Source organism: Pseudomonas sp. RIT-To-2 (genome assembly GCF_029623465.1).
GTDB lineage: Bacteria > Pseudomonadota > Gammaproteobacteria > Pseudomonadales > Pseudomonadaceae > Aquipseudomonas > Aquipseudomonas silvicola.
This window is the reverse complement of record NZ_JAPYKM010000002.1, coordinates 90,493-110,861: the sequence shown is the minus strand read 5'-3', so window position 1 is coordinate 110,861 and position 20,369 is coordinate 90,493. Positions and strand designations below refer to the sequence as shown.

Sequence of the window (20,369 nt, the reverse complement as noted above, 5' to 3'; positions counted from 1 at the left end):
ACAGAAGGGTTGCGCGTTTACGGTGAGCGGGTTTCCGCCTATTGGGCTGTCGGCCGTAAGCGGAATTTTGCCGCTACAGGTCGGGGAGGAAGGCGTCACGCAGCAGGCCGTGGCGCTGCATTTTTTCGTTGAGCGTGCGGCGCGGCAGTTGCAGGTCGGCCATGACTGCTTTGATATCGCCCTTGTGCCGGCGCAGGGCCGCCCGCAGGCACTGGGCTTCGAATGCTTCCTGCTGGGCCGCCAGGGAGCCGCTCAGGCTATCGGCGGGTTCAAGGGCCGGCGCTTCCAGGCCCAGGGCATGGCGCTCGGCGGCGTTGGCCAGTTCGCGCACGTTGCCCGGCCAGTCGTGGCTCAATAGCTGGCCCAGGCGGGCGGCGCTGAGCGGTAGGGGTTCACGGCCCACGCGCCGGGCGCTGTGCTGGGCGAAATGCTCGAACAGCTGGGGAATGTCTTCGCGACGCTCGCGCAGGGGCGCCAGTTTCAACTCGGCGACATTGAGGCGGTACGCCAGGTCTTCCCGAAAGCGCCCGGCGCGCGCCTCTTCCAGCAGGTCCGGCTTGGTGGCCGCGATGATGCGCACATCAATGGCAATGCTCTGGTTGGAACCCAGGCGCTCCAGCGTCTGCTCCTGGATGACCCGTAACAGCTTGGCCTGCTGGGCCAGGGGCAGGCTTTCCACCTCGTCGAGAAACAGCGTGCCGCCGTTGGCATATTCCAGCTTGCCGACGCGCCTGCCCTGTGCGCCGGTGAAGGCCCCGCTTTCGTGGCCGAACAATTCTGCCTCGAACAAAGCCTCGGGTATGGCGGCGCAGTTGAGGGCGACGAAGGGCTTGTCGGCCCGTGGCCCGCAGTCGTGCAGGCAGCGCGCTACACGCTCTTTGCCGCTGCCGGTGTCACCGCGTACCAGTACGTTCACCGGTAGCCCGGCCAGGTCGAGGATTTGCCGGCGCAGTTGCCGCATTCCGGGGGAGGTGCCCAGAAGGTCAGCCTGCAAGCGGTCCTGGTGGCTGGCGCGGGCCTGCAACCGGCGGTTTTCCAGGACCAGGGCGCGTTTGTCCAGGGCGCGGCGCAGGCTGCTCAGCAGCGCTTCAGGGCTGAAGGGCTTCTCCAGAAAGTCATAAGCGCCGCCTTGCATGGCCTGCACGGCCATGGGCACGTCACCGTGGCCGGTCAGCAGGATCAGCGGCAGCTGGTGGTCGCGGGCCTGTATCTGCGCCAGCAATTGCAGGCCATCGATGCCCGGCATGCGCACGTCGCTCAGCAGCACACCCGGAAAATCTGCGGCCAGGTTCGCAAGGCAATCTTCGGCCCGGCCAAAGGCCGTCACCTGAAACCCCGACAGGCTCAGCCATTGGCACATGGCGTCACGGATGCTGGCTTCATCATCGATGATGATCACCTGCTCCACGGCTGGGTTCAGCATGGCAGTGGCGCCTCGGCGGGCATTACCACGGTCAGGATCGCGCCGTTGCCCTGGTTCGCGGCAGTCAGTTGGCCACCGCTTTCGTGAATGATCGCACAGGACACCGCCAGCCCCAGCCCCAGGCCTTCACCCACGGGTTTGGTGGTGAAGAACGGGTCGAACACTGTGTTCAAGTGTTCCGGGGCAATGCCGCCGCCGGTGTCTGCCACTGACAGGCGCCAACCGCCAGGGTCGCGGTCCAGGCATACGTTCAGCTCGCGCAAGGGTGTGTTGCGCATGGCATCCAGGGCATTGCCCAGCAAGTTGATCAAGACCTGTTCAAGGCGAATCGCGTCGCCGCGCACGCAGGCCGGCCGGGTCAGGTGCAGGGTGGTGCAGACCCGCTCCTGGCGTATGCGCGGCTCAAGCAACTGCAGCGCCTGGTCGACCACGTCGGCCAGGTCCAGCGGTTCGCGCAGGCCTGCCGGGCTCTTGCGCGCGAACGTCTTCAGGTGCCCGGTGAGCGCTGCCATTCGCGTGAGCATCTGTTCCAGTGGCGCCAAGGCCTGGTAGGCGTCGTCGACGCGGCCGTGGTCCAGCAGCAGGCGCAGGGTGGCCAATTGCATGCGCTGGGCGGTCAGCGGTTGGTTGATTTCATGGGCCATGGCCGCCGACATCTGCCCCAGCGCTGCCAGTTTGGCTGCCTGTACCAGGCCATCCTGGGCGGTGCGCAGGTCGCGGGTGCGCACGTGCACCAGGGCTTCGAGTTCTTCGCGGCTGCGCTGGCGCATGCGCCCCAGGCGCCAGCGCTGGTACAGAAACAGGCTCAGGAACACCAGGCTCAGCCAAGCGCCCGCGGCGGCCAGGGCGGCGTTGCGGGCGTCTTCGCTGGCCAGCAGCGGGCGGCGCAGAAGGTGCAGGGTCCAGCCTTCGCTGGCCAGTGGCAGCGACTGCCACAGGTACTCGGCCGAACCGCCAGGGCCGTCCACCAGGGCCAACTGGCTGTTGTCATCGAACTGTTCCAGGGCCTGCGCCGCCAGGGGTGTCAGGGGCTGGCGGTCATACTGGCGGGTGCTGCCCAGTTCACTGCGGTCCGCGTCGCTCAAGGCCCTGAGCTGACGGTAGCGCCACCCGGGCTGGTTGGCGATGAACACGATGCCGCGGGCATCGCTGACCAGCAGGGTGTCATCGCCCTGGCGCCATTCGCGCTCCAGTTCGGGGAATTCCAGTTTCACTACCATGGCGCCGAGAAAGTTACCCGTCTCGTCCCTGACTGCGCTGGACAGGAAGTAGCCAGGCACGCCACTGGTCACGCCCACGGCGTAGAAGCGCCCGCTGCCTTGGCGCCGGGTTTGCAGAAAATAGGGGCGGAAACCGTAATTCTGGCCCACGTAACTGGTGGGCAGTTGCCAGTTGCTGGCGGCGACGGCCAGACCGTCGCGGTCCAGCAGTTCGAGGGTGGAGGACTGGGCGACGGTGTTGATCTGTTGCAGCTTTCGGTTGAGGGTGTCGCGGGTGGTCGCATTGACGGGACCCTTGAGGGCATCGATCAGTTGCGGGTCCAGGGCCAGCACCACGGGCAGGCTGCGGTAGCGTTCGATCAGGGTGTGCAACGAGTTGGCGTACAGGCCCAGTTGCTGATGGGCGCGTGCGGCCTCATCGAGCAGGGCCACGCGTTGCGCATGGCGCACTGCCCACGCGGCCGAGGCCAGGGTGCCAGCGGTGATCAGCAGGGTAATCAAGGGCAGGCGCAGGGCGCGGACTGAAAGGCGCATGGGCATCGGCGGTTGGCTGCGGGGGGGCAGAACCATAGCATGGCGGATGCTTGGCAGGCCGGCTTGCACATCTTTGGTAATAACGTTTTTCGAAGGTGCCCGCACTTCCTTCCAAGGGCAGAAGCTCGCCGGCCGGAACTGCGCCGTAGCGACCGCCTTGTTGTGGGAGCTGGCAAGCCAGCTCCCATATCGGTTGCAGCGGCCTCATGGGTGCATGCAGCCTAGAGCAGGGTAAAACTCTGCTGTTTGACGTTCTGCGAATCCAGGCCGATCTGTACCTGAAACTCACCCGGCTCGGCGGCATACTTGAGCTGCGGGTTGTAGAACTTGAGGTCATCTTCGCTGAGGCTGAACTTCACGACTTTCGCTTCACCCGGCTGCAGCGTGACCTTCTCGAAGTTTTTCAACTCCTTGACCGGCCGCGCCATCGACGCCACTACATCGTGCACGTACAACTGCACTACGGTGGCCCCGGCGACCTTGCCGGTGTTCTTCACGGTCACGCTGGCTTCCACGGTACCGCCCCGTTTAAGGGTGGCGCTGGAAAGGCTGACGTCCGACAGGCTGAAATCGGTATAGCTCAAGCCGTAACCGAAGTTGTACAGCGGGCCGGTCTCCTCATCGAAATACTGCGAGGTGTAGTTGCCTGGCTGCCCAGGGGTGAACGGCCGGCCAATGGTCAGGTGGTTGTAGTACACCGGGATCTGCCCCACCGAGCGCGGGAAGCTCACCGGCAATTTGCCCGATGGGTTGTAGTCTCCAAACAGCACGTCGGTGATGGCGTTGCCGCCCTCGGTGCCGGCGAACCAGGTTTCCAGCATGGCGTCGGCCTGTTGCTGTTCCTGCACCAGCGACAATGGCCGCCCGTTCATCAATACCAGCACCAGGGGCTTGCCGGTGGCCTTGAGGGCCTTGATCAGCGCCTTCTGGGTTTCCGGCAGCGCCAATGTGGTACGGCTGGCGGACTCATGGGACATGCCCCGTGCCTCGCCTACCGCGGCAATCACCACGTCGGCCTGCTCGGCGGCCTTCACCGCCTCGGCGATCATCTGCTCGGGTGGCCGCTGATCGATGTGCACTTCCTCGCGGTCGAAGATAATGCGGTTGAGGAACTCGATGGCGTCCTTGTTGTTGGTGACGTTGGCGCCCTTGGCATAGAGCACCTTGGCCTGGTCGCCCACGGCATTCTTCAGCCCTTGCAGCAGGGTGATGGATTGCTCGGGGCGGCCGGCCGCCGACCAACTGCCCATCATGTCGATGGGTGCGTCGGCCAGGGGGCCGACCAGGGCGATGGTGCCCTGCTTTTTCAGTGGCAAGGTCTGGTTGCGGTTTTCCAGCAGGACCATGCTGGTGCGGGCCACCTCGCGGGCGGCCTGGCGGTGCAGGCGGCTGTCGGCATAAGTGTCGGCCGGGTCATCGACGGCTTTGCCAATCCTGCGGTAGGGGTCCTGGAACAGGCCCAGGTCGTACTTGGTGCCCAGCACCTCGCGCACGGCGTTGTCGATGTCGGCCTGGGAGACTTCCCCGGACTTGAGCAGCCCCGGCAGTTCCTTGCCATACACCTGGTCGTTCATGCTCATGTCGATGCCGGCCTTGATCGCCAGGCGTGCGGCGTCGCGGTCATCGCGGGCCACGCCGTGCTTGATCAATTCATGGATGGCGCCGTGGTCGCTGATGGTCACGCCCTTGAAGCCCCAGTCCTTGCGCAGCAGGTCCTGCATCAGCCAGGTGTTGGAGGTGGCGGGCACGCCATTGATGGAGTTCAGCGCCACCATCACGCCCCCGGCACCGGCATCGATCGCGGCGCGGTAGGGCGGCAGGTAATCCTGGTACATGCGCGTGGGGCTCATGTCCACGGTGTTGTAGTCCCGGCCGCCCTCCACACCGCCGTACAGGGCGAAATGCTTGACCGCGGCCATCAGGCTGTCCGGGGCGGCGACATTGGCACCCTGGTAGCCCTTGACCATTACCTTGGCGATGCGCGACACCAGGTAGGTATCTTCACCGAAGCCTTCGCTGGTGCGGCCCCAGCGTGGGTCGCGGGCGATGTCCACCATCGGGCCATAGGTCATGTCGATGCCGTCGGCCGCGGCCTCGGCTGCCGCGGTACGCGCCGACAGGGCAATGGCGTTCATGTCCCAGCTGGAGGCCAGGGCCAGGCTGATGGGGAATATGGTGCGGTGACCATGGATCACGTCATAGGCGAAGAACATGGGGATCTTCAGCCGGCTGCGCTGCATGGCGGCGTCCTGCATGGGCCGGTTCTCGGCACGCGTCACCGAGTTGAAGGTGCCGCCGATGTGCCCGGCGGCGATCTCGTCGCGGATCTGCTCGTGGGTCATTTCCGGGCCGATGGAGATCAGCCGCAGTTGGCCGATCTTCTCGTCCAGCGTCATCTGCTTCATCAGGTGGTCGATGAAGGCTTCCTTGGTCTTGAGCGGGGCGGGCGCAGTAGCAGCCATCACCGGTTGAAAGGCCAGGCTTGCAAACAGGCCCAGCAAACACAGCTTCTTCATGAATTGCTCTCGTATGGCGTGCAACGGTTCGCGGGGGAACAGGCCAGCCTAAGTAAGGTGGAACGACTATTTTTGTAATGTGCGCGCCTCTTTTAGCCCATCGGGCAGCGGCAATCCACCATTGTTTTGCTGGCGAGGGCTTTGGGGCGGTGCTGCCAGTCCTGTGCAACGGCAGAATCATCGTAGGAGAAGTTTGATGTTACTGCTTATTAAAGTGCGAATTAACTTACCGTCCTACAGTTGAAGGAGTAGGAAGTGGTGGGTGTTTTCTTACGTTGTTGTAAGTGTGTTCCTGTATTTTTGGTAGTCAATAGCCGTTTTCTGCTCGGCCAGTCTTCAATTGTTTCCAATGGTTGTTTTTCGCAGTGTGCTTATTTACCGTGTGGGCTCGTCGTGGTGCCTGCACCCCGGCGCACACGCACTGTTGCGCAGGTACGAGACCATGCATTTGACCCCCCGAGAGAAGGAGGTACTGGACCTCTTGCTGTCTGGCCGCACCAATAAGGAGATTGCCGAGTTGATGTGTATCAGTACTTTCACCGTACGTGACCATGTATCGACTTTATTGCGCAAGGGCCGCGCCCGGAACCGGATGGAGTTGTCCTCTTCACGCCTGTTGCCCGCCTGGGTGGACATGACCCTGATGGAAGACGCGATGGCGTCGCCTCGCTGTGACGCGTGGCCAGCTCGATAACCTGAAATAACCCTGTGCCCTGGCGGCCCAAGCCCCGTAAAATGCGCGCACTTCCTTTTTTCCTGGCGTGCGCGTGCATGCCCGAGGCTTTTGTTCCATGTCTGCCACTGCCGCCACCCGTGGGTCCGACCCACGCGCCACCTTCCTTGAACTGCTGGGCACCAGCCTGGCGCAGAACGCCCTGGTCAAACTGGTGCTGGCCCGCCACGTCGGTGAAGAACCGCAACTACAGCGGGTGATCATCAAGCCGGTGGTGGTCAAGGAACAGCCATGCCTGAGCTTCGTGTACCGCTACCAGACCCGTGACATCACCAAGAACCGGCCGCTGGCCGAAGCCCTGGCTGCCATCGCCGACCTGCTGCCCGAAAGCTTCAAGAACGCGCACCTGCTGACCCTCACCGACGAGGTGCAGCTGGAGTTCAGCAAGAAGAACAAGGCCATGCTGCACCGCAACGCCGCACAGCAGCCGCGCCAGGCCGCCTCGGCTGAACATGACCGTGAGAAGAAGCGCTACCTGGAGTTGACCCGGCCGTTCCTGGTGGACCTGGGCGTGACCAACAAGCAGCACGAGCTGATCCCGGCCATGTCGCGCAAGTGGAAGCAGATCAACAAATTCATCGAGGTGTTTTCCCACGCTTTCAGTGGTGCCCCCATTGCCGCTGGCCAGGCTGTGCGCGTGGCCGACTTCGGTTCGGGCAAGGGCTACCTGACCTTCGCCATCCACGATTACCTGCGCAACACCCTGGCCCGTGAGGCGCAGGTCACCGGCGTGGAGTTGCGCGAGGACATGGTCACCTTGTGCAACACCGCGGCCGCGCGCCTGGAGCACCCGGGGCTGGTGTTCCAACATGGCGATGTGCGCACCGTGGTGCCCAGCGCCATTGACGTGATGATTGCCCTGCACGCCTGCGATATCGCCACCGATTACGCCATTCATACCGGTATTCGCACGGGCGCGGCGATCATCATGTGCTCGCCGTGCTGCCATAAGCAGATCCGTTTGCAAATCCAGAGCCCGGGGCTGCTCAAGCCGATGCTGCAGTATGGGCTGCACCTGGGCCAGCAGGCCGAGATGGTGACCGACAGCTTGCGCGCGCTGTACCTGGAAGCCTGTGGCTACGACACCAAGGTGTTCGAGTTCATTTCCCTGGAGCACACGAACAAGAACAAGATGATTCTGGCGGTCAAGCGCGCCGAGCCTCAGGACCCGCGAGCGCTGCTGGAAAAGATCGAGGCGCTCAAGGCGTTCTATGCCATCCAGGAGCACTGCCTGGAAACCCTGCTGAAGGCCGACGGGCTGATCTGAATCAGACGATTCCGACGGCCTGGTAGGAGGGGGCTATTTCGCCGTTTTCGTCCAGGCGTGCCGGTCGGCCAGGGGTCTAGCGCTTGCGCTTTACCAACGGCTTGGGCACGGGCACGTTGAAGTTCGGCGCGCCCAGCGGATGGCTGGTGGCGTCGAAGAAATGCAGCTCAAGCCCGGGGAACAGGCGGGTGAAGTAGTGCTTCTGGCTGGCCACCCAGGCGTCGCTGAGCGGGAAGACCGACACGGCCAGTTGCGTGACCCCGGCCTGCGCGATGGCCTCCAGCAGGTAGCGGTCCTGTTCGCCCAGGCTGTGGCCGAACAGGCAGAGCGGGCCCTGGTGGCTGGCCAGTTGGCCGTGGCACCAGCTGAGGTAATCGGACTGGCGAATGGCGCGCAACTTGTCCTCGCGGCGGCCCTCGTTGACGAACAGTGGTACTTCGCCCGGCTGGTTGATGGCGAAGCCATCGAGCAGGGCGCTGCCCACGGCATTGCGCTTGCGCGTCGTGCCATCGGCCTGGCGAATCAGGTGCAGGCCGCCGTGCAGGTGCAGTACCCGGGTGGCGGTGCTGCGAGTGCGGCGCACATCGAAGCCTTGGTCCACGTCGAACAGGTCGTCGAAGCCGTCGGGCGACTGCTCCATGGCCCAACTGAGCAACAGGTCGTAATTGCTCGAATACACCGTGGCGTACTGGCGCAGGTGGTCGGCGATGCTCTGGGAAGTGGCGGCCGGCAACAGGCGAAACGGTATATGCGCACTGCGCATGGCGTGAATCAGCGCTTCCTTTATCGCGTAGTAGCGGTTCAGCGGCGCCGAAGCGCTGATGGCCAGCGCGGCGTTGACCCGCGTGGTGGTGTTGAGGGCACTGAGCACCTGCTCGAAGTTCTCGGTGGCCATGGACTTGAACAACGCCAGGTCGGTCTGGCCCAAGGGTTTGTTGCGCACTTTCTGCGCTCGCTCGAACAGCGAGTCATAGGCGAAGTTGCGCCACACGGCCCGGCTGGCGCCGTTGCCCAGCAGCAGGCCAGTGCAGTGAAAGGGCAGCTGTGGCCACTGGCCCAGGCTGGCGTCGAATGCGTCGAGTTCCATGAAAGGTGTCTTGCTCGGGGTTGGTTACAGGGCGCGACTGTACCACGGGAAACCGTCCTGTCATCTTCATGACCGACTATGCTGGTCTTTCGTTCGAACGCCCCCGGGGGCTGCAAGGAGCAACCATGCTGGCACGTTCTCTCATCGCTGCGCTGCTGTGCAGCTGCATCGGCCTGGCCCACGCCAAGGGTGCCGAGGGCCAGGCCTTGGCCAAGGCCGCCGATATCCCCTGGCCCGCGGTTATCGCCCACCGCGGCGCTTCGTTCGATGCACCAGAATCGACCCGGGCTTCCTACCTGCTGGCCAGGGACCTGGGCGCTGACTATCTGGAAATGGACCTGCAGCGCACCCGTGACGGGCAACTGATCGCCCTGCACGACACCAACCTGGGGCGTACCACCAACATTGCCAGCCAGTTCCCGCAGCAGAAGGACCAGCCAGTCAGCCAGTTCACCTTGGCGCAACTGAAAACCCTCGACGCAGGGAGTTGGTACAACCAGGCCTACCCTGGGCGGGCCCGGGCCAGGTACGCAGGCCTGAAGATCCTGACCCTGGACGACATCATCGACATCGCCGACCAGGACCCGGCTCATCGCCCGGGGTTGTACATCGAGACAAAGGCGCCGCTGCTGTTTCCCGGCATCGAGCAGGACCTCAAGGCCAAGCTGGTGCAGCGCGGCTGGCTGAAGGCGGACGGCCAAGTGGCACCGGGTCACCGCGTGGTATTGCAGACCTTCGAGAAGGGCAGCCTGACGCTGCTCAACCAGTTCATGCCCAAGGTGCCGAAGGTCTTGCTGCTCTGGGTGGGGGAGGGCAGCATCGAGCCGAAGGTCAAGGACGCCTACGACCCCGCCAGCGGTGAGCCCAAGGCGGCTTACTACGCCCGTCAGCAACCCCGTGACCGTGCCGAGTTCGAGCGCTGGCTGGATTTCGCCAAGGCCAACGGTGCAGTGGGCACCGGCCCCTCGGCGGCGCTCACCCAGGGCGGCGATCAAAGCTACATGGACCTGGTGCAGCCCTGGATGAACCAGATGGCCCATGCCAAGGGCCTTCTGGTGCATGTGTACACCGTGGACGATCCGGAGGATTTCCGCACGGTGATGAGCGCCGGCGTCGACGGTATCTTCACCAACCGTAGCAGCGAACTGCTGAAGTTCTACCAGCGCCCGGCCAGCCGCACCGTTGACCAGATCCTCGAGGCCAACGGCTTTTGACCTAAAGCCGCTGCGTTACAGGTCAGACCTGTCCTTGCGCAGTTCGTTGATACCGCGGTTGATGAAGTCGGCATTGCGATCGAGCGTCTCCAAGGCGCTCCGAACATTTTCAGCAATGTCCTCGGCGTCCCAGCGAACCTCCACCCACAAGGCCAGCTCTTCGACGGCGGCGGCGATTGCCAATTGATTCTCGTACAGTTTTTCCAGAAGCACCGGTTGCACAGGCAACTCCTTCATCGCGCGACTCCTGTCATGATGGCAATTGGGTCATTGTTGCTAATGACCCGTGGCCCTGCCAGATCGTTCGACGATATTTCCGTTGCTGCGAAAAAAACAATGCCATGGGGGCGTGCAACCTTTTCATCCGTGCCGGTGTCGCCTATAACGGCTATCGGGCTGTGTGTTTGAAGCCCATGAGCACCCGGAGCCCAGATGAACTCGATCAGCCAGCCTTTGCCCTCCGAGCAGCCGCCCACCGCCGATCCCATCCGGCGTCGCGCCTTGGTCGCCGCCTGCACCGCCCACGCCGTTCATGATGGCCTCACCGACCTGATCTACGTGTTGTTGCCGCTATGGCAGGCCCAGTTTGCATTGAGCCTGGCCCAGGTGGGGCTGTTGCGCGGTGCCTATTCCGGCACCATGGCCGCCATCCAGCTGCTTGCCAGCCGTGCAGCGCGCCGGTGGGGCCGTGAACGCCTGCTGATTGGCGGCACCGTGCTGGCAGGCTTCGCCTACCTGCTGGCAGGCCAGGCCGATGGCTTGGTCATGTTGCTGCTGGCGCTGATGCTTGGCGGCCTTGGTGCCGGCACCCAGCACCCGCTGGCGTCCTCGCTGGTGACTGACACCCATGAGGCCGGTGGCGGCGTCAAGCAAGCCTTGTCGCACTACAACTTCTCCGGTGACATCGGCAAGACCCTCATTCCCGGGCTGGTGGGGCTGTTGCTGACCGTGGTCAGCTGGCGCGCCAGCGCTACCCTCATCGGTCTGCTGGCGCTAGGCTGCGCCGCGCTGCTGTGGTGGCTGGTACCTGCCCGAGCCAGCGCCCAGGTGCGCCCTGCCAAGGGCGCGGCCCGCGGCCCCGGTTCGGTACGGGGCCTGCGTGCGCTGCTGTGCACCGGCACGCTGGACAGTGCCGCGCGCATGGGCTTTCTGACCTTCCTGCCGTTCATACTGCAGAGCAAAGGCGCCGGCACCGCCGGCATCGGCCTGGCCCTGATGCTGCTGTTCATCGGCGGCGCCTTCGGCAAGCTGTTGTGCGGGTACCTGGGGGCGCGCATCGGCATGATGAAGACCGTGTGGCTGACCGAGTCCACCACATCGATATTGATCGTGCTGGCGATCTTCCTGCCTCAAGCCGGGTTGATGGCCATGCTGCCGCTGCTGGGGCTCGCGCTCAACGGCACTTCTTCGGTGCTGTACGGTGCCGTGCCGGAACTGGCGGGGCCCGACAAGCGCGAACACGCATTCGCGCTGTTCTACACCGCCACCATTGGCTCTGGAGCATTGGCGCCGGTGGTGTTCGGACGCCTGGGAGATGCCACCGGTATCGCCGCGGCGATGGGGGTGCTGGCGGCGGTGTTGCTGCTGACATTGCCGTTGGCATGGGTGGTGGAGCGGGAGTCGCAGCGCGTGCTTGCCGAGGGCTGAGGGCCTGGCACCGGGATGTGCGGGTTTAACGGCGTTGTGCTGGGCAAGGCCTGGCGATGACGTGTAGCAAGCGGACCTGGCCGCGTCGGTGCCACACACGGTATGCCTGAACGCTACAGGCGATCTGCAATGAAAGGCTTGGGGGTGGCCGAGCTGAAAAAGAGGAGGAAATATTTGTTTTCAGTGGCGCATGGAAGTCGATTGACTGCCAGGGAAGCGGAGTGGAGCGGGTGAAGGGAATCGAACCCTCGTTATCAGCTTGGGAAGCTGGAGTAATGCCATTATACGACACCCGCTGAACGCGGTTCACTTTTTACCAGAAGTCGGCGCCCAATTGAAGCCTTAATTGCAGCCCGGCCGGTTTTGCCGGCCGGCCGCTGCGGTTGTGCACCTTGTCTGCCCTTTGTCTGGGGTGGATGCGCAAGCACAGCGGTCGGCTTGCGGATGGTCAGATGGCCAGCGCATGGTGGCCGTCGTAGGGGCGATAGCGGCTGCGGCTGGCCTGCACGTTGGGCTTGAGAAAATCCATCAGGGCAAGACGGGTATCGCGGCAGGCGGCCTTGTGCTCCATGTCCAGAAAGTGCCCGGTGCTCTTGATGGTGGAGAACTCGGTGTGTGCCACGTGGTTGGCAAAATGCCGCGCTTCATGGGCAGTGGTGTATTCGTCCCATTCGCCGTTCATGAACAGTACGGGTACGTTGATCCGCGAGGCAGCGTGCAGTGCGTTGCCCAGGTCATGCTGGAGCACTTCGCTGATGTGGAAGTGCATCTGCGCGTATTCGTGGTCGTCCAGGCTGCTGACGTGGCGGTAGTTGAAACGTTTGAACAGGGACGGCAGGTGCTTGCCGATGGTGTCGTTGACCAGGTGCCCGACCTTGTGGCGGTCACAGCGGCCCAGGTAGTGGGCACCGCGTTCCAGGTAGTCGCGCATGGGGTCGTTGAGCACCGGCGAGAACGAACTGATCACAGCCCTCTCGATACGCTTGGGCTGGTGCGCCAGCGCCAGCAGGGCGCAGGCGCCGCCCCAGGAGAACGACATGACGTGTTCGGCATTGAAGTGGTCGATCAACTCCACCAGGATCAGGCCTTCCTCTTCCTTGGTCAGCGAGCGCTGGTGCAGGTTGTGGGGTTTGGACTTGCCGGCGTAGGGCTGGTCGTACAGCACTACGTTGAATTGAGGATGCAGATTGCGCACTGTCTGGGCGAAAGACGCAGTGGTAGCCAACGACCCGTTAACCAGAATGATGGTTTTTTCGGCGCCGTCTGCGCGATAGAACTCCGTGTAAACCCGATACTGACCCTGTATATCCAGCACAGCGATTTCTGGCCTCATGTCGTAAGACTCCTGGCAAAAAAAACGGGTACTCGCGCAATCAACTCTGCACGTTGTTTGTGACAGGTAGGCAAACGCCTGGGAATTTTTTGCCCGTGTCGGTCCTTGCAATCTGGCCGACGGGTATTGTTGTTCTGGGGGGCGATTTGTCGGTCCTGGCCCGTGTGGAGGCGCCAGTGGCAGGCAAAAAGGTTTCTTAGAATATGGTGGTGACTGTCGAGTCACATGTGGACCGACGATTGGATTCAAGCAGGCATGTGAGGTCTGCGCAAGTACCGTCGGGAGATTGTCAGACAGGTTCTGCCCAGCGGTTGCGAGCCTAGATCTGCTGAATCTCTTCAGCGGTCAGCGCTCGGTACTGGCCCGGCGACAGCTCTGGATCAAGGGTCAGTGGACCCATTTGCTCACGATGCAGCCGTAACACCTTGTTTTGGAAGTGACCGAACATTCGCTTGACCTGGTGGTAGCGGCCTTCGACGATCGTCAACCGTGCGCTGCGATGGCCCAATATGATCAATTCGGCAGGCTGGGTGGTCAGGTCTTCGAAAGAAAAATAAATGCCGCGGGCGAAGGTCTCGACGTAGCGCTGGTCGATGACTTGCTCGGTTTCCACATAGTAGACCTTTCCCAGCTTGGTCTGTGGCTGTGTGAGGCGCCGTGACCACTGGCCGTCGTTGGTGATGAGCATCAGCCCGGAGGTGTTGTAGTCCAGGCGGCCGGCCAGGTGCAGGTCGTCCTTGTCCGGTTCGTGCAGCAGGTCCAGGACGGTGGGGTGCTGCGGGTCGACGGTAGCGCTGACGCAGCCCATGGGCTTGTGCAGCATGAAATAGCGCGCTGGCCGCCCTGCTTGCAACACCTGGTCATCGAGCAGCACCTGGCTGAACTCACGCACTTCGTGATGCGGGTCGCTGACCAACTGGCCGTCTACGCGCACACGCCGTTCCACCAGCAACAGGCGTACCTGCTTGCGGTTGAGCTGGGGCAGGTTGCTCAGGAATCGGTCGAGGCGCATGCGGGTTCGGCAGGCGGCAGTTGGTCCAGCACCTGGGCGCAGCGCGGGCACAGGCACGCCTTGTCACGCAGGTGCGCGGGCAGGGCGGCCAGCACACTGGGCTCGATGCTCACGCCGTAGCACCAGCAGGGCTGGGTGGCGGTGCGCGGGTCTGCCAGGCTGCAGGTATTAGCGGCGCCGCAGGCCGGGCACAGGCTGACATCATTCATGGCGGGATTGGGGCAACTCGCTGCGCACGCAATTGCGTCCGCTCTGTTTGGCGCGATACAGCGCATGGTCGGCGCGGTTGAGCAGGCTGTGCAGGGTGTCGTCCACCTGCAGGCCCGTCATGCCGACGCTGGTGGTGATTTTCAGCGATTTGCCGTTGTAGGGGAAGGCCATTTCTTCCGCGCGCCGACGAATCTTCTCGGCAATGTGCAGGGCATCCTCTCCGTTGGTAGCGCGCAGCAGAACTATGAACTCTTCGCCGCCCCAGCGGCAGAGAATATCGGACTGGCGCAGGCTGTCCCGCAGTACCTGGGCAAAGCCCTTGAGCACCTCGTCTCCGGCCAGGTGGCCGTGGGTGTCGTTGAGCTGCTTGAAGTGGTCCAGGTCCAGCAACAGGGCCGCCAGGGGCTGGGTGTCACGCTCGGCTTCGCTGATGGCCTGGCTGGCCAGCAGGTCGAAGCCGCGGCGGTTGGGCAGGTCGGTGAGCGAGTCGCGGGTGGCCAGGCGTTCCAGGCGTTGCTGATAGTGGTTGATCACGCGCTTGAGCAGTGACATGACCAGCGCGGTCACCAGCAGGCAGATCATCAGGTTCAGGTAAAGCGACTGGCGCAGGTCGCCCATGGCGCTGTCTGCACGCTTGTCCACGAACAGGTACCAATCCAGTTCAGGGATGAAACGCACGTTGAGAAAATGCTGGGTGCCCTGGGCTGTGTACTCGTAGCTGCCCGTGGCGGGCACCGGCATCTTCGCCAGCAGTGCTTGCAGCCCGGAAAGGCTCTTGAGGTCCTGGCCGCTGCGGGCGCCCAGTGGGCCGCCCTGGGAACCGGTGAGCACTACCCGGCCCCGGTGGTCGACGAAATACACCCGGCGCTGATAGCGCTGCTCGTAGTCCTCGATGAGCTTGACCACGGCATTCACCGTCAGGCCGACACCGGCGGCGCCGATGAAGCGGTCCTGGTAATCGAACACCTTGTAGTTGATGAAGATGGTCAGGGCGTCGCGGTTGGCCATGTCCACGTCGACGTTGATCTCGTAGGGGTCTTTCATGTCCCGTACGCGAAAGTACCAGGCATCGCGCGGTTCACCTGCGTTCACGCGCTTGAGCACGCCCTTGGCCTGGTAGTAGGTCAGCGTCTTGTCGGAAACAAAGAAGGCGGTGTAGGCACCGTAGTGGCTCATGACCTCCTGCAGGTAGCGGGTCATCTGCTGCGGGTCGCGCTCGCCCGCCATCACCCAGTCGCGCATGAAGGTGTCGCGGGACATCATCGAGGAGATGAGCACTGGCCGCACCAGGTCTTTCTGGATTTCCGAGTACACCGTGTCGCTGGTCAGCGGTAGCTCGGTATTGACGATGTTGTCGCGGATGGAGCTGCGTGACGCGTAGTAACTCAGAAGCGAAGTCAGCACGAATCCGCTGGCCAGCAATACCACCAGGGTCAGAAGCAGTGAGCGCTGTGACAGCGACGTGAAGCGGGGCGGCATAGCAAGTCCATTGGCTGTTGACCGGTGGACCATTCTAGGGGAGCGCAGGTGCCATGGCGTGGGTGGCCTGCAAATAAATAAAGTCGTTGATGAATGGAAATGTTTCTAAGTTGTAGCAATTTATTTCGGTGGTGGCACTGAGTCGGGTTATCGTGGTCTCAATCTATGCCGATCGCTATATTTTGCTCGGCGCCGACCAGCGTCGCTGGTTCGAGCTGTCCAGCGGTCCGGGAGGCCGCCATGAAACGACGACTTTTGCTGATAGTGCTGCTGGGTCTGTTGACTACTGCTTGCGCACCTTACGAGGGCGGCACTTACTACCGATCCGATGTGTATACCGTTGACCGTTACCCTTACGGCTATGGGCCAGGTTACTACCCGTATGGTTCGGGTTACTACAATTCCGGGTACTACATTCGGTCGCCGCGCTATTACGCCCCGCCGCCTCATTACTATCGTCCGCCGCCCGGGCCAGGTGGCTGGGGCGGTGGCTGGGGTGGTCATCGTCCGCCGCCCCCTCCAGGCCGCGGGCCAGGGCCGGGCCGTGGCTGGCAGGGGCATGGCGATAACCATGGGCCAGGGGGGCATGGTCCAGGTGGTCCCGGTGGTCCGGGTGGGCACGGGTTCGGCGGTGGGCGCCGCTGACCTGGCTGTGCGCTGAACCCTGTCGACTGCTTCCCGACATTCGCCCGGTCCCACAGTGGAGGGTAAGGGTTCCTTGTGGGAATGGGCGAAAGCCTCAATAGTCCGACAAATCCGCCAGCGGGTGCCGCCCTTCCCAGGCCTTGCTGAAATGTGCCTCCACTACGGCGGGGGGCACGCTGGCGATGTCGGGCCAGTGCCAGCGTGGTTTCTGATCCTTGTCGATCAGCCGGGCGCGCACCCCTTCGCTGAATTCCGGGTGGCGGCAGCAGTTCAGGCTCAGGGTGTATTCCATCTGGAACACCTGGGCCAATGACAAGTGCCGCGCGCGGGAGATCTGCTCCCAGACCAGGTGCGCTGTCAACGGGCAGCCTTCGGTCAGGGTGTGTGCGGCCTTTGCGAGCAGCACGTCGTCGCCGTGGCGCAGGTGAGCCAGGGCGCGCCAGGCGGCAGCGACGTCGCTGACGTCCAGCAAAGCATCGATCTGGCGTCGGCGCGGCAGCCATTGGGGTTCCGGCAGCTGGCTGCAGGCTTCGTGTTCCAGCGCCTTGAGCAGGCTGTTGAGTTGCACCGCCGTCTGTTCCTGCCAATTGAGTTGCAGCAGGCCTTCGAGCAGCGCCTCCTGCTGATCGTCGCGCAGGAATCGGTCGGCCAGGCCCAGGTCCAGTGCGTCGCGACCGTTGATGTGCGAGCCGGTCAGGCCCAGGAACAACCCCAACTTGCCCGGTAGCCGTGCCAGAAACCAGCTGGCGCCGACATCGGGGTACAGGCCAATGCTGATTTCCGGCATGGCCAGGCGGCTGCTGGGCGTGACGATGCGAATATTGGCCCCCTGCAGCAATCCCAGGCCGCCGCCCAGTACATAGCCGTGGCCCCAGCACAGCAACGGTTTGGGGAAGGTGTGCAGGCGGTAGTCGAGACGGTATTCGCCAGCGAAGAAGTGCGCCGCCAACTGTGGCACCTCGCCCGGGTGAGCGCGGCAGGCCTGCACCAGGGTGCGCACGTCGCCGCCGGCGCAGAAGGCCTTCTCGCCTGTGCCGCGCAGCAGCACGCACACTACCTGCGCGTCCTGGGCCCAGCGTTCCAGTTGGTCGTTGAGGGCCTCGACCATGGGCAGCGACAACGCGTTGAGGGATTTTTCGGCGTCCAGCGTGGCCACCCCGATGCGGGCGCCATCGACGCCGACCAGCTCTTCGAATTGCAGATTCATCCTGACCTCTTGGGTGAAACGAATTGGGCAGTAGGTGATCAAGCAGTATGGCCCGCTGTCGGCATCACGTCAGTCTTCGGTTACATCGATTGACAATCCGGGCCGGCTTTCCTAGTGTCCGCCCCATTGTTTTCCAGGCAACGCCCATGACCACCGACGACCGTATCAAGCTCGAACCCAGCTGGAAGCAGGCCCTGCGCGCCGAGTTCGACCAGCCCTACATGACCCGACTGCGCGAGTTTCTGCGCCAGGAACACGCAGCCGGCAAGGAGATTTACCCGCCCGGCCCGCTGATCTTCAATGCCTTGAACCTGACGCCGCTGGAGCAGGTGAAGGTGGTGATCCTCGGCCAGGACCCGTATCACGGCCCCGGCCAGGCCCATGGCCTGTGCTTTTCGGTGCAGCCGGGCATCCCGGCGCCGCCGTCGCTGGTCAATATCTACAAAGAGCTCAAGCGCGACCTGAACATCGACATCGCGCCCCATGGCTGCCTGCAGCATTGGGCCGAGCAGGGCGTGCTGTTGCTCAACACCACCATGACCGTGGAGCGGGCCAATGCCGGGTCCCATGCCAAAAAGGGCTGGGAGTCGTTCACTGACCGGATTATCCAGACGGTCAGCGAACAGCAGCCCAGCGTGGTGTTTCTGCTGTGGGGGGCGCACGCCCAGAGCAAACAGAAATTGATCGACAGTACCAGGCACCTGGTGCTGACGTCGGTGCATCCTTCGCCGCTGTCGGCCTACCGTGGGTTCATTGGCAACGGGCATTTCAGCCGTGCCAACAAATTCCTCGAGCAACGCGGCCTGGCACCGATCGACTGGCAGTTGCCGCCGCTCTGAACCAGGCCTGATACAGGCTCAGGCTGCTGCCAGTGCCCGGCGGGCCTTGGTGCGTTTGCGCCACAGGCGCAGCAGCGGCACGGTCAGCATGACCGCGGTCAGTACCCAGACCCCGAAGGTGATCGGACTGGACCAGAGTATGTCCAGCGCACCATTGGAAATCGATAGCGCCCGGCGCAGGTTCTGCTCCATCAGCCCACCCAGGATGAACCCCAGCAGTACCGGCGACAGCGGGAAGTCCAGCTTGCGCAGGATGTAGCCGAAGATGCCGATGCCGACCATCAGGAACAGGTCGAAGGTGGTGGCGTGCACGGCGTATACGCCAATGCCGGTAATGATCGCGATCACCGGTACCAGCGCCCAGTTCGGCACCGCCAGGATGCGGGTGAACACGCGGATCATCGGGATGTTGAGGATCACCAGCATCACGTTGGCGATGAACAGCGAGGCGATCAACCCCCAGACGATGTCGGGTTGCTGCTGGAACAGCAGCGGCCCTGGGGTGATGTTGTACAACGACAGCGCGCCGATCATCACCGCCGTGGTGCCCGAGCCTGGCACGCCCAGGGTCAGCATCGGCACCAGGGCGCCGCAGGCCGATGCACCAATGGCGGTTTCCGGGGCGGCAAGGCCGCGCTTGTCACCCTGGCCGAAGGTGCCTGTGGCACCGGCCAGGCGCTTCTCGGTCATGTAGGCCACGGCGCTTGCCAAGGTCGCGCCGGCACCCGGCAATACGCCCATGATGAAGCCCAGCAGCCCGCAGCGGATATTCACCGCGAACACCGAGGCGGCTTCCTTGACGTTGAACATCATGCGCCCGGTGGCCTTCACGGCTTCCTGGCCCCGGTGGGTTTTCTCCAGCAACAGCAGAATCTCGCTGATGGAGAACAGCCCCAGCACCAGCACCACGAACTGAATACCGTCAGCCAGGTGCACGTTGTCGCCGGTGAAACGGTAGACGCCGCTGTTGGCGTCGATACCGACGCTGGACAGGAACAGCCCGATCAGCGCGGCGATGAAAGTCTTCAGCGGCCGGTCGCCGGCCATGCCGCCCAGGCAGACGATGGCGAACACCATCAGCACGAAGTATTCGGCGGGGCCAAACGCGATAGCCCATTTCGCCAGCAGCGGGGCGAACAGCACCATGCCGCAGGTGGCAATCAGCGCGCCGATGAACGAACTCCACGCCGACAACGACAGCGCCACACCGGCCAGCCCCTGGCGGGCCATGGGGTAGCCGTCCAGGGTGGTCATCACGGTAGAGGCTTCACCGGGAATATTGAGCAGGATGGAGCTGATGCGCCCACCGTACTCGCACCCCAGGTACACCGCCGCCAGCAGGATCAGCGCCGATTCGGGAGGCAAGCCCAGGGCAAAGGCGATGGGTATCAGCAGCGCCACGCCATTGATCGGGCCCAGCCCGGGCAACAGGCCTACCACGGTGCCAATCAGCGTGCCGCACAATGCCGTCACCAGGTTGTAAGGGCTCAGGGCCACGCCAAAGCCTTGCCCCAGGTAGCTGAAAGTATCCATGTCAGTTCTCCAATACGTCGAGCAGGCCCAGGGGCAGTGGCACGTCCATGGCCTTGTCGAACAGCAGGTACAGGCCCACGCTCATCAGGCTCACCACCACTGCGCTGGGCAGCCAGCGGCCGCCGTACAGGCGTGCCATGGGAATGCCCGCCAGCATGCTGGCCGGGATGAAACCGAGGGGTTCGAAGGTGCCGGCGAACACCAGCAGCAACACCACGCAGGCACCAATCTTGAGCAGCGTGGCGCGGTCCATTGGTGGTTCTTCGTCGCTGTGGACAATGGCGGCGGGGCGTACGGCCAGGTACGACAAGCCCGCGCCCATGAGGCCAAGCATCAGCAAGGGGTAGGCCCGCGGGCCTACCGGTTCGTAGGAAAAGGCGGCCTGGTAAGGCCAGGCCATCACTGCCAGCGCGGCACAGGCGAGCAGCAGGGCGACGGCGAAAAGACGTTGAAGGGCCATGGTCACGACT

18 protein-coding genes and 1 tRNA gene are annotated in these 20,369 nt (G+C 63.5%); 6 read left to right on the top strand and 13 right to left on the bottom strand.

Annotation, left to right across the window (positions count from 1 at the left end; all coding sequences use genetic code 11):
* Positions 1–73: 73 nt before the first annotated feature.
* The 3 genes from QBK88_RS02460 to bglX form a co-directional block, all read right to left on the bottom strand.
* Positions 74–1,423 carry a sigma-54-dependent transcriptional regulator gene (locus QBK88_RS02460; protein WP_277960780.1) on the bottom strand — a complete coding sequence of 450 codons (1,350 nt, stop codon included), beginning with the start codon at positions 1,421–1,423 and terminating at the stop codon, positions 74–76.
* Positions 1,417–3,177 carry an ATP-binding protein gene (locus QBK88_RS02455; protein ID WP_277960779.1) on the bottom strand — a complete coding sequence of 587 codons (1,761 nt, stop codon included), beginning with the start codon at positions 3,175–3,177 and terminating at the stop codon, positions 1,417–1,419. The genes QBK88_RS02460 and QBK88_RS02455 overlap by 7 nt, the downstream gene beginning before the upstream one ends.
* A gap of 221 nt (positions 3,178–3,398) precedes the next feature.
* Positions 3,399–5,693: a beta-glucosidase BglX gene (gene bglX, locus QBK88_RS02450; RefSeq protein ID WP_277960778.1), complete on the bottom strand. Its 2,295-nt coding sequence runs from the start codon at positions 5,691–5,693 to the stop codon at positions 3,399–3,401.
* A gap of 442 nt (positions 5,694–6,135) precedes the next feature.
* Between bglX and QBK88_RS02445 the strand changes: the two genes are divergently transcribed.
* On the top strand, positions 6,136–6,387 hold the full coding sequence (locus QBK88_RS02445) for a response regulator transcription factor (RefSeq protein ID WP_268148709.1): 252 nt from the start codon (positions 6,136–6,138) through the stop codon (positions 6,385–6,387).
* Positions 6,388–6,484: 97 nt separating this feature from the next.
* Entirely contained in the window at positions 6,485–7,693 is a 1,209-nt protein-coding gene (locus QBK88_RS02440; protein ID WP_277960777.1) for a class I SAM-dependent methyltransferase, read from the top strand.
* A 76-nt stretch (positions 7,694–7,769) separates the two neighbouring features.
* On the opposite strand, the gene QBK88_RS02435 is transcribed toward QBK88_RS02440, so the two are convergent.
* Positions 7,770–8,780 (bottom strand): DUF4917 family protein, encoded by a 1,011-nt coding sequence (locus QBK88_RS02435; RefSeq protein ID WP_277960776.1) that lies wholly within the window; start codon positions 8,778–8,780, stop codon positions 7,770–7,772.
* Between the two features lie 125 nt (positions 8,781–8,905).
* On the opposite strand from QBK88_RS02435, the gene QBK88_RS02430 reads away from it, so the two are divergent.
* Complete coding sequence (locus QBK88_RS02430) at positions 8,906–9,994, top strand: glycerophosphodiester phosphodiesterase (RefSeq protein ID WP_277960775.1); 1,089 nt, start codon at positions 8,906–8,908, stop codon at positions 9,992–9,994.
* A 15-nt stretch (positions 9,995–10,009) separates the two neighbouring features.
* Here QBK88_RS02430 and QBK88_RS02425 read toward each other — a convergent pair whose 3' ends face one another.
* Complete coding sequence (locus tag QBK88_RS02425; protein WP_268148717.1) at positions 10,010–10,231, bottom strand: hypothetical protein; 222 nt, start codon at positions 10,229–10,231, stop codon at positions 10,010–10,012.
* Between the two features lie 195 nt (positions 10,232–10,426).
* On the opposite strand from QBK88_RS02425, the gene QBK88_RS02420 reads away from it, so the two are divergent.
* The gene (locus QBK88_RS02420) at positions 10,427–11,641 is read left to right on the top strand and encodes an MFS transporter (RefSeq protein WP_277960774.1); all 1,215 of its coding nucleotides are present in this window, start codon (positions 10,427–10,429) and stop codon (positions 11,639–11,641) included.
* A gap of 222 nt (positions 11,642–11,863) precedes the next feature.
* Here QBK88_RS02420 and QBK88_RS02415 read toward each other — a convergent pair.
* The 5 genes from QBK88_RS02415 to QBK88_RS02395 form a co-directional block, all read right to left on the bottom strand.
* Positions 11,864–11,937: transfer RNA gene (locus QBK88_RS02415), tRNA-Gly, on the bottom strand.
* A gap of 152 nt (positions 11,938–12,089) precedes the next feature.
* A complete protein-coding gene (locus tag QBK88_RS02410; RefSeq protein WP_268148769.1) occupies positions 12,090–12,974 on the bottom strand; it encodes an alpha/beta fold hydrolase in 885 nt (294 codons plus the stop codon).
* A 319-nt stretch (positions 12,975–13,293) separates the two neighbouring features.
* Positions 13,294–13,986: a pseudouridine synthase gene (locus QBK88_RS02405; protein WP_277960773.1), complete on the bottom strand. Its 693-nt coding sequence runs from the start codon at positions 13,984–13,986 to the stop codon at positions 13,294–13,296.
* The gene (locus tag QBK88_RS02400; protein WP_277960772.1) at positions 13,965–14,195 is read right to left on the bottom strand and encodes a cysteine-rich CWC family protein; all 231 of its coding nucleotides are present in this window, start codon (positions 14,193–14,195) and stop codon (positions 13,965–13,967) included. The genes QBK88_RS02405 and QBK88_RS02400 overlap by 22 nt, the downstream gene beginning before the upstream one ends.
* Positions 14,188–15,675 carry a sensor domain-containing diguanylate cyclase gene (locus QBK88_RS02395; RefSeq protein WP_277960771.1) on the bottom strand — a complete coding sequence of 496 codons (1,488 nt, stop codon included), beginning with the start codon at positions 15,673–15,675 and terminating at the stop codon, positions 14,188–14,190. Before QBK88_RS02395 ends, QBK88_RS02400 begins: the two co-directional genes overlap by 8 nt.
* A gap of 496 nt (positions 15,676–16,171) precedes the next feature.
* Here QBK88_RS02395 and QBK88_RS30780 point away from each other — a divergent pair, with 496 nt between their 5' ends.
* Positions 16,172–16,336 carry a hypothetical protein gene (locus tag QBK88_RS30780; protein WP_445764881.1) on the top strand — a complete coding sequence of 55 codons (165 nt, stop codon included), beginning with the start codon at positions 16,172–16,174 and terminating at the stop codon, positions 16,334–16,336.
* 78 nt (positions 16,337–16,414) lie between these two features.
* On the opposite strand, the gene QBK88_RS02385 is transcribed toward QBK88_RS30780, so the two are convergent.
* Positions 16,415–17,527 (bottom strand): enoyl-CoA hydratase/isomerase family protein, encoded by a 1,113-nt coding sequence (locus QBK88_RS02385; protein ID WP_277960769.1) that lies wholly within the window; start codon positions 17,525–17,527, stop codon positions 16,415–16,417.
* 146 nt (positions 17,528–17,673) lie between these two features.
* Between QBK88_RS02385 and ung the strand changes: the two genes are divergently transcribed.
* Complete coding sequence (gene ung / locus QBK88_RS02380) at positions 17,674–18,366, top strand: uracil-DNA glycosylase (RefSeq protein ID WP_268148781.1); 693 nt, start codon at positions 17,674–17,676, stop codon at positions 18,364–18,366.
* 18 nt (positions 18,367–18,384) lie between these two features.
* Here ung and QBK88_RS02375 read toward each other — a convergent pair whose 3' ends face one another.
* On the bottom strand, positions 18,385–19,899 hold the full coding sequence (locus QBK88_RS02375) for a tripartite tricarboxylate transporter permease (protein WP_277960768.1): 1,515 nt from the start codon (positions 19,897–19,899) through the stop codon (positions 18,385–18,387).
* A gap of 1 nt (position 19,900) precedes the next feature.
* A complete protein-coding gene (locus tag QBK88_RS02370; RefSeq protein WP_268148785.1) occupies positions 19,901–20,359 on the bottom strand; it encodes a tripartite tricarboxylate transporter TctB family protein in 459 nt (152 codons plus the stop codon).
* Between the last annotated feature and the right edge of the window lie 10 nt (positions 20,360–20,369).

Coding starts and splice junctions, on each gene's coding strand:
- QBK88_RS02435 (WP_277960776.1), bottom strand. CDS start 8,780: ATGGAACTCGACGCATTCGACGCCAGCCTGGGCCAGTGGCCACAGCTG.
- QBK88_RS02460 (WP_277960780.1), bottom strand. CDS start 1,423: ATGCTGAACCCAGCCGTGGAGCAGGTGATCATCATCGATGATGAAGCC.
- QBK88_RS02375 (WP_277960768.1), bottom strand. CDS start 19,899: ATGGATACTTTCAGCTACCTGGGGCAAGGCTTTGGCGTGGCCCTGAGC.
- QBK88_RS02445 (WP_268148709.1), top strand. CDS start 6,136: ATGCATTTGACCCCCCGAGAGAAGGAGGTACTGGACCTCTTGCTGTCT.
- QBK88_RS02385 (WP_277960769.1), bottom strand. CDS start 17,527: ATGAATCTGCAATTCGAAGAGCTGGTCGGCGTCGATGGCGCCCGCATC.
- QBK88_RS02405 (WP_277960773.1), bottom strand. CDS start 13,986: ATGCGCCTCGACCGATTCCTGAGCAACCTGCCCCAGCTCAACCGCAAG.
- QBK88_RS02440 (WP_277960777.1), top strand. CDS start 6,485: ATGTCTGCCACTGCCGCCACCCGTGGGTCCGACCCACGCGCCACCTTC.
- QBK88_RS02455 (WP_277960779.1), bottom strand. CDS start 3,177: ATGCGCCTTTCAGTCCGCGCCCTGCGCCTGCCCTTGATTACCCTGCTG.
- QBK88_RS02370 (WP_268148785.1), bottom strand. CDS start 20,359: ATGGCCCTTCAACGTCTTTTCGCCGTCGCCCTGCTGCTCGCCTGTGCC.
- QBK88_RS02400 (WP_277960772.1), bottom strand. CDS start 14,195: ATGAATGATGTCAGCCTGTGCCCGGCCTGCGGCGCCGCTAATACCTGC.
- QBK88_RS02425 (WP_268148717.1), bottom strand. CDS start 10,231: ATGAAGGAGTTGCCTGTGCAACCGGTGCTTCTGGAAAAACTGTACGAG.
- bglX (WP_277960778.1), bottom strand. CDS start 5,693: ATGAAGAAGCTGTGTTTGCTGGGCCTGTTTGCAAGCCTGGCCTTTCAA.
- QBK88_RS02410 (WP_268148769.1), bottom strand. CDS start 12,974: ATGAGGCCAGAAATCGCTGTGCTGGATATACAGGGTCAGTATCGGGTT.
- QBK88_RS02420 (WP_277960774.1), top strand. CDS start 10,427: ATGAACTCGATCAGCCAGCCTTTGCCCTCCGAGCAGCCGCCCACCGCC.
- QBK88_RS02430 (WP_277960775.1), top strand. CDS start 8,906: ATGCTGGCACGTTCTCTCATCGCTGCGCTGCTGTGCAGCTGCATCGGC.
- QBK88_RS02395 (WP_277960771.1), bottom strand. CDS start 15,675: ATGCCGCCCCGCTTCACGTCGCTGTCACAGCGCTCACTGCTTCTGACC.
- ung (WP_268148781.1), top strand. CDS start 17,674: ATGACCACCGACGACCGTATCAAGCTCGAACCCAGCTGGAAGCAGGCC.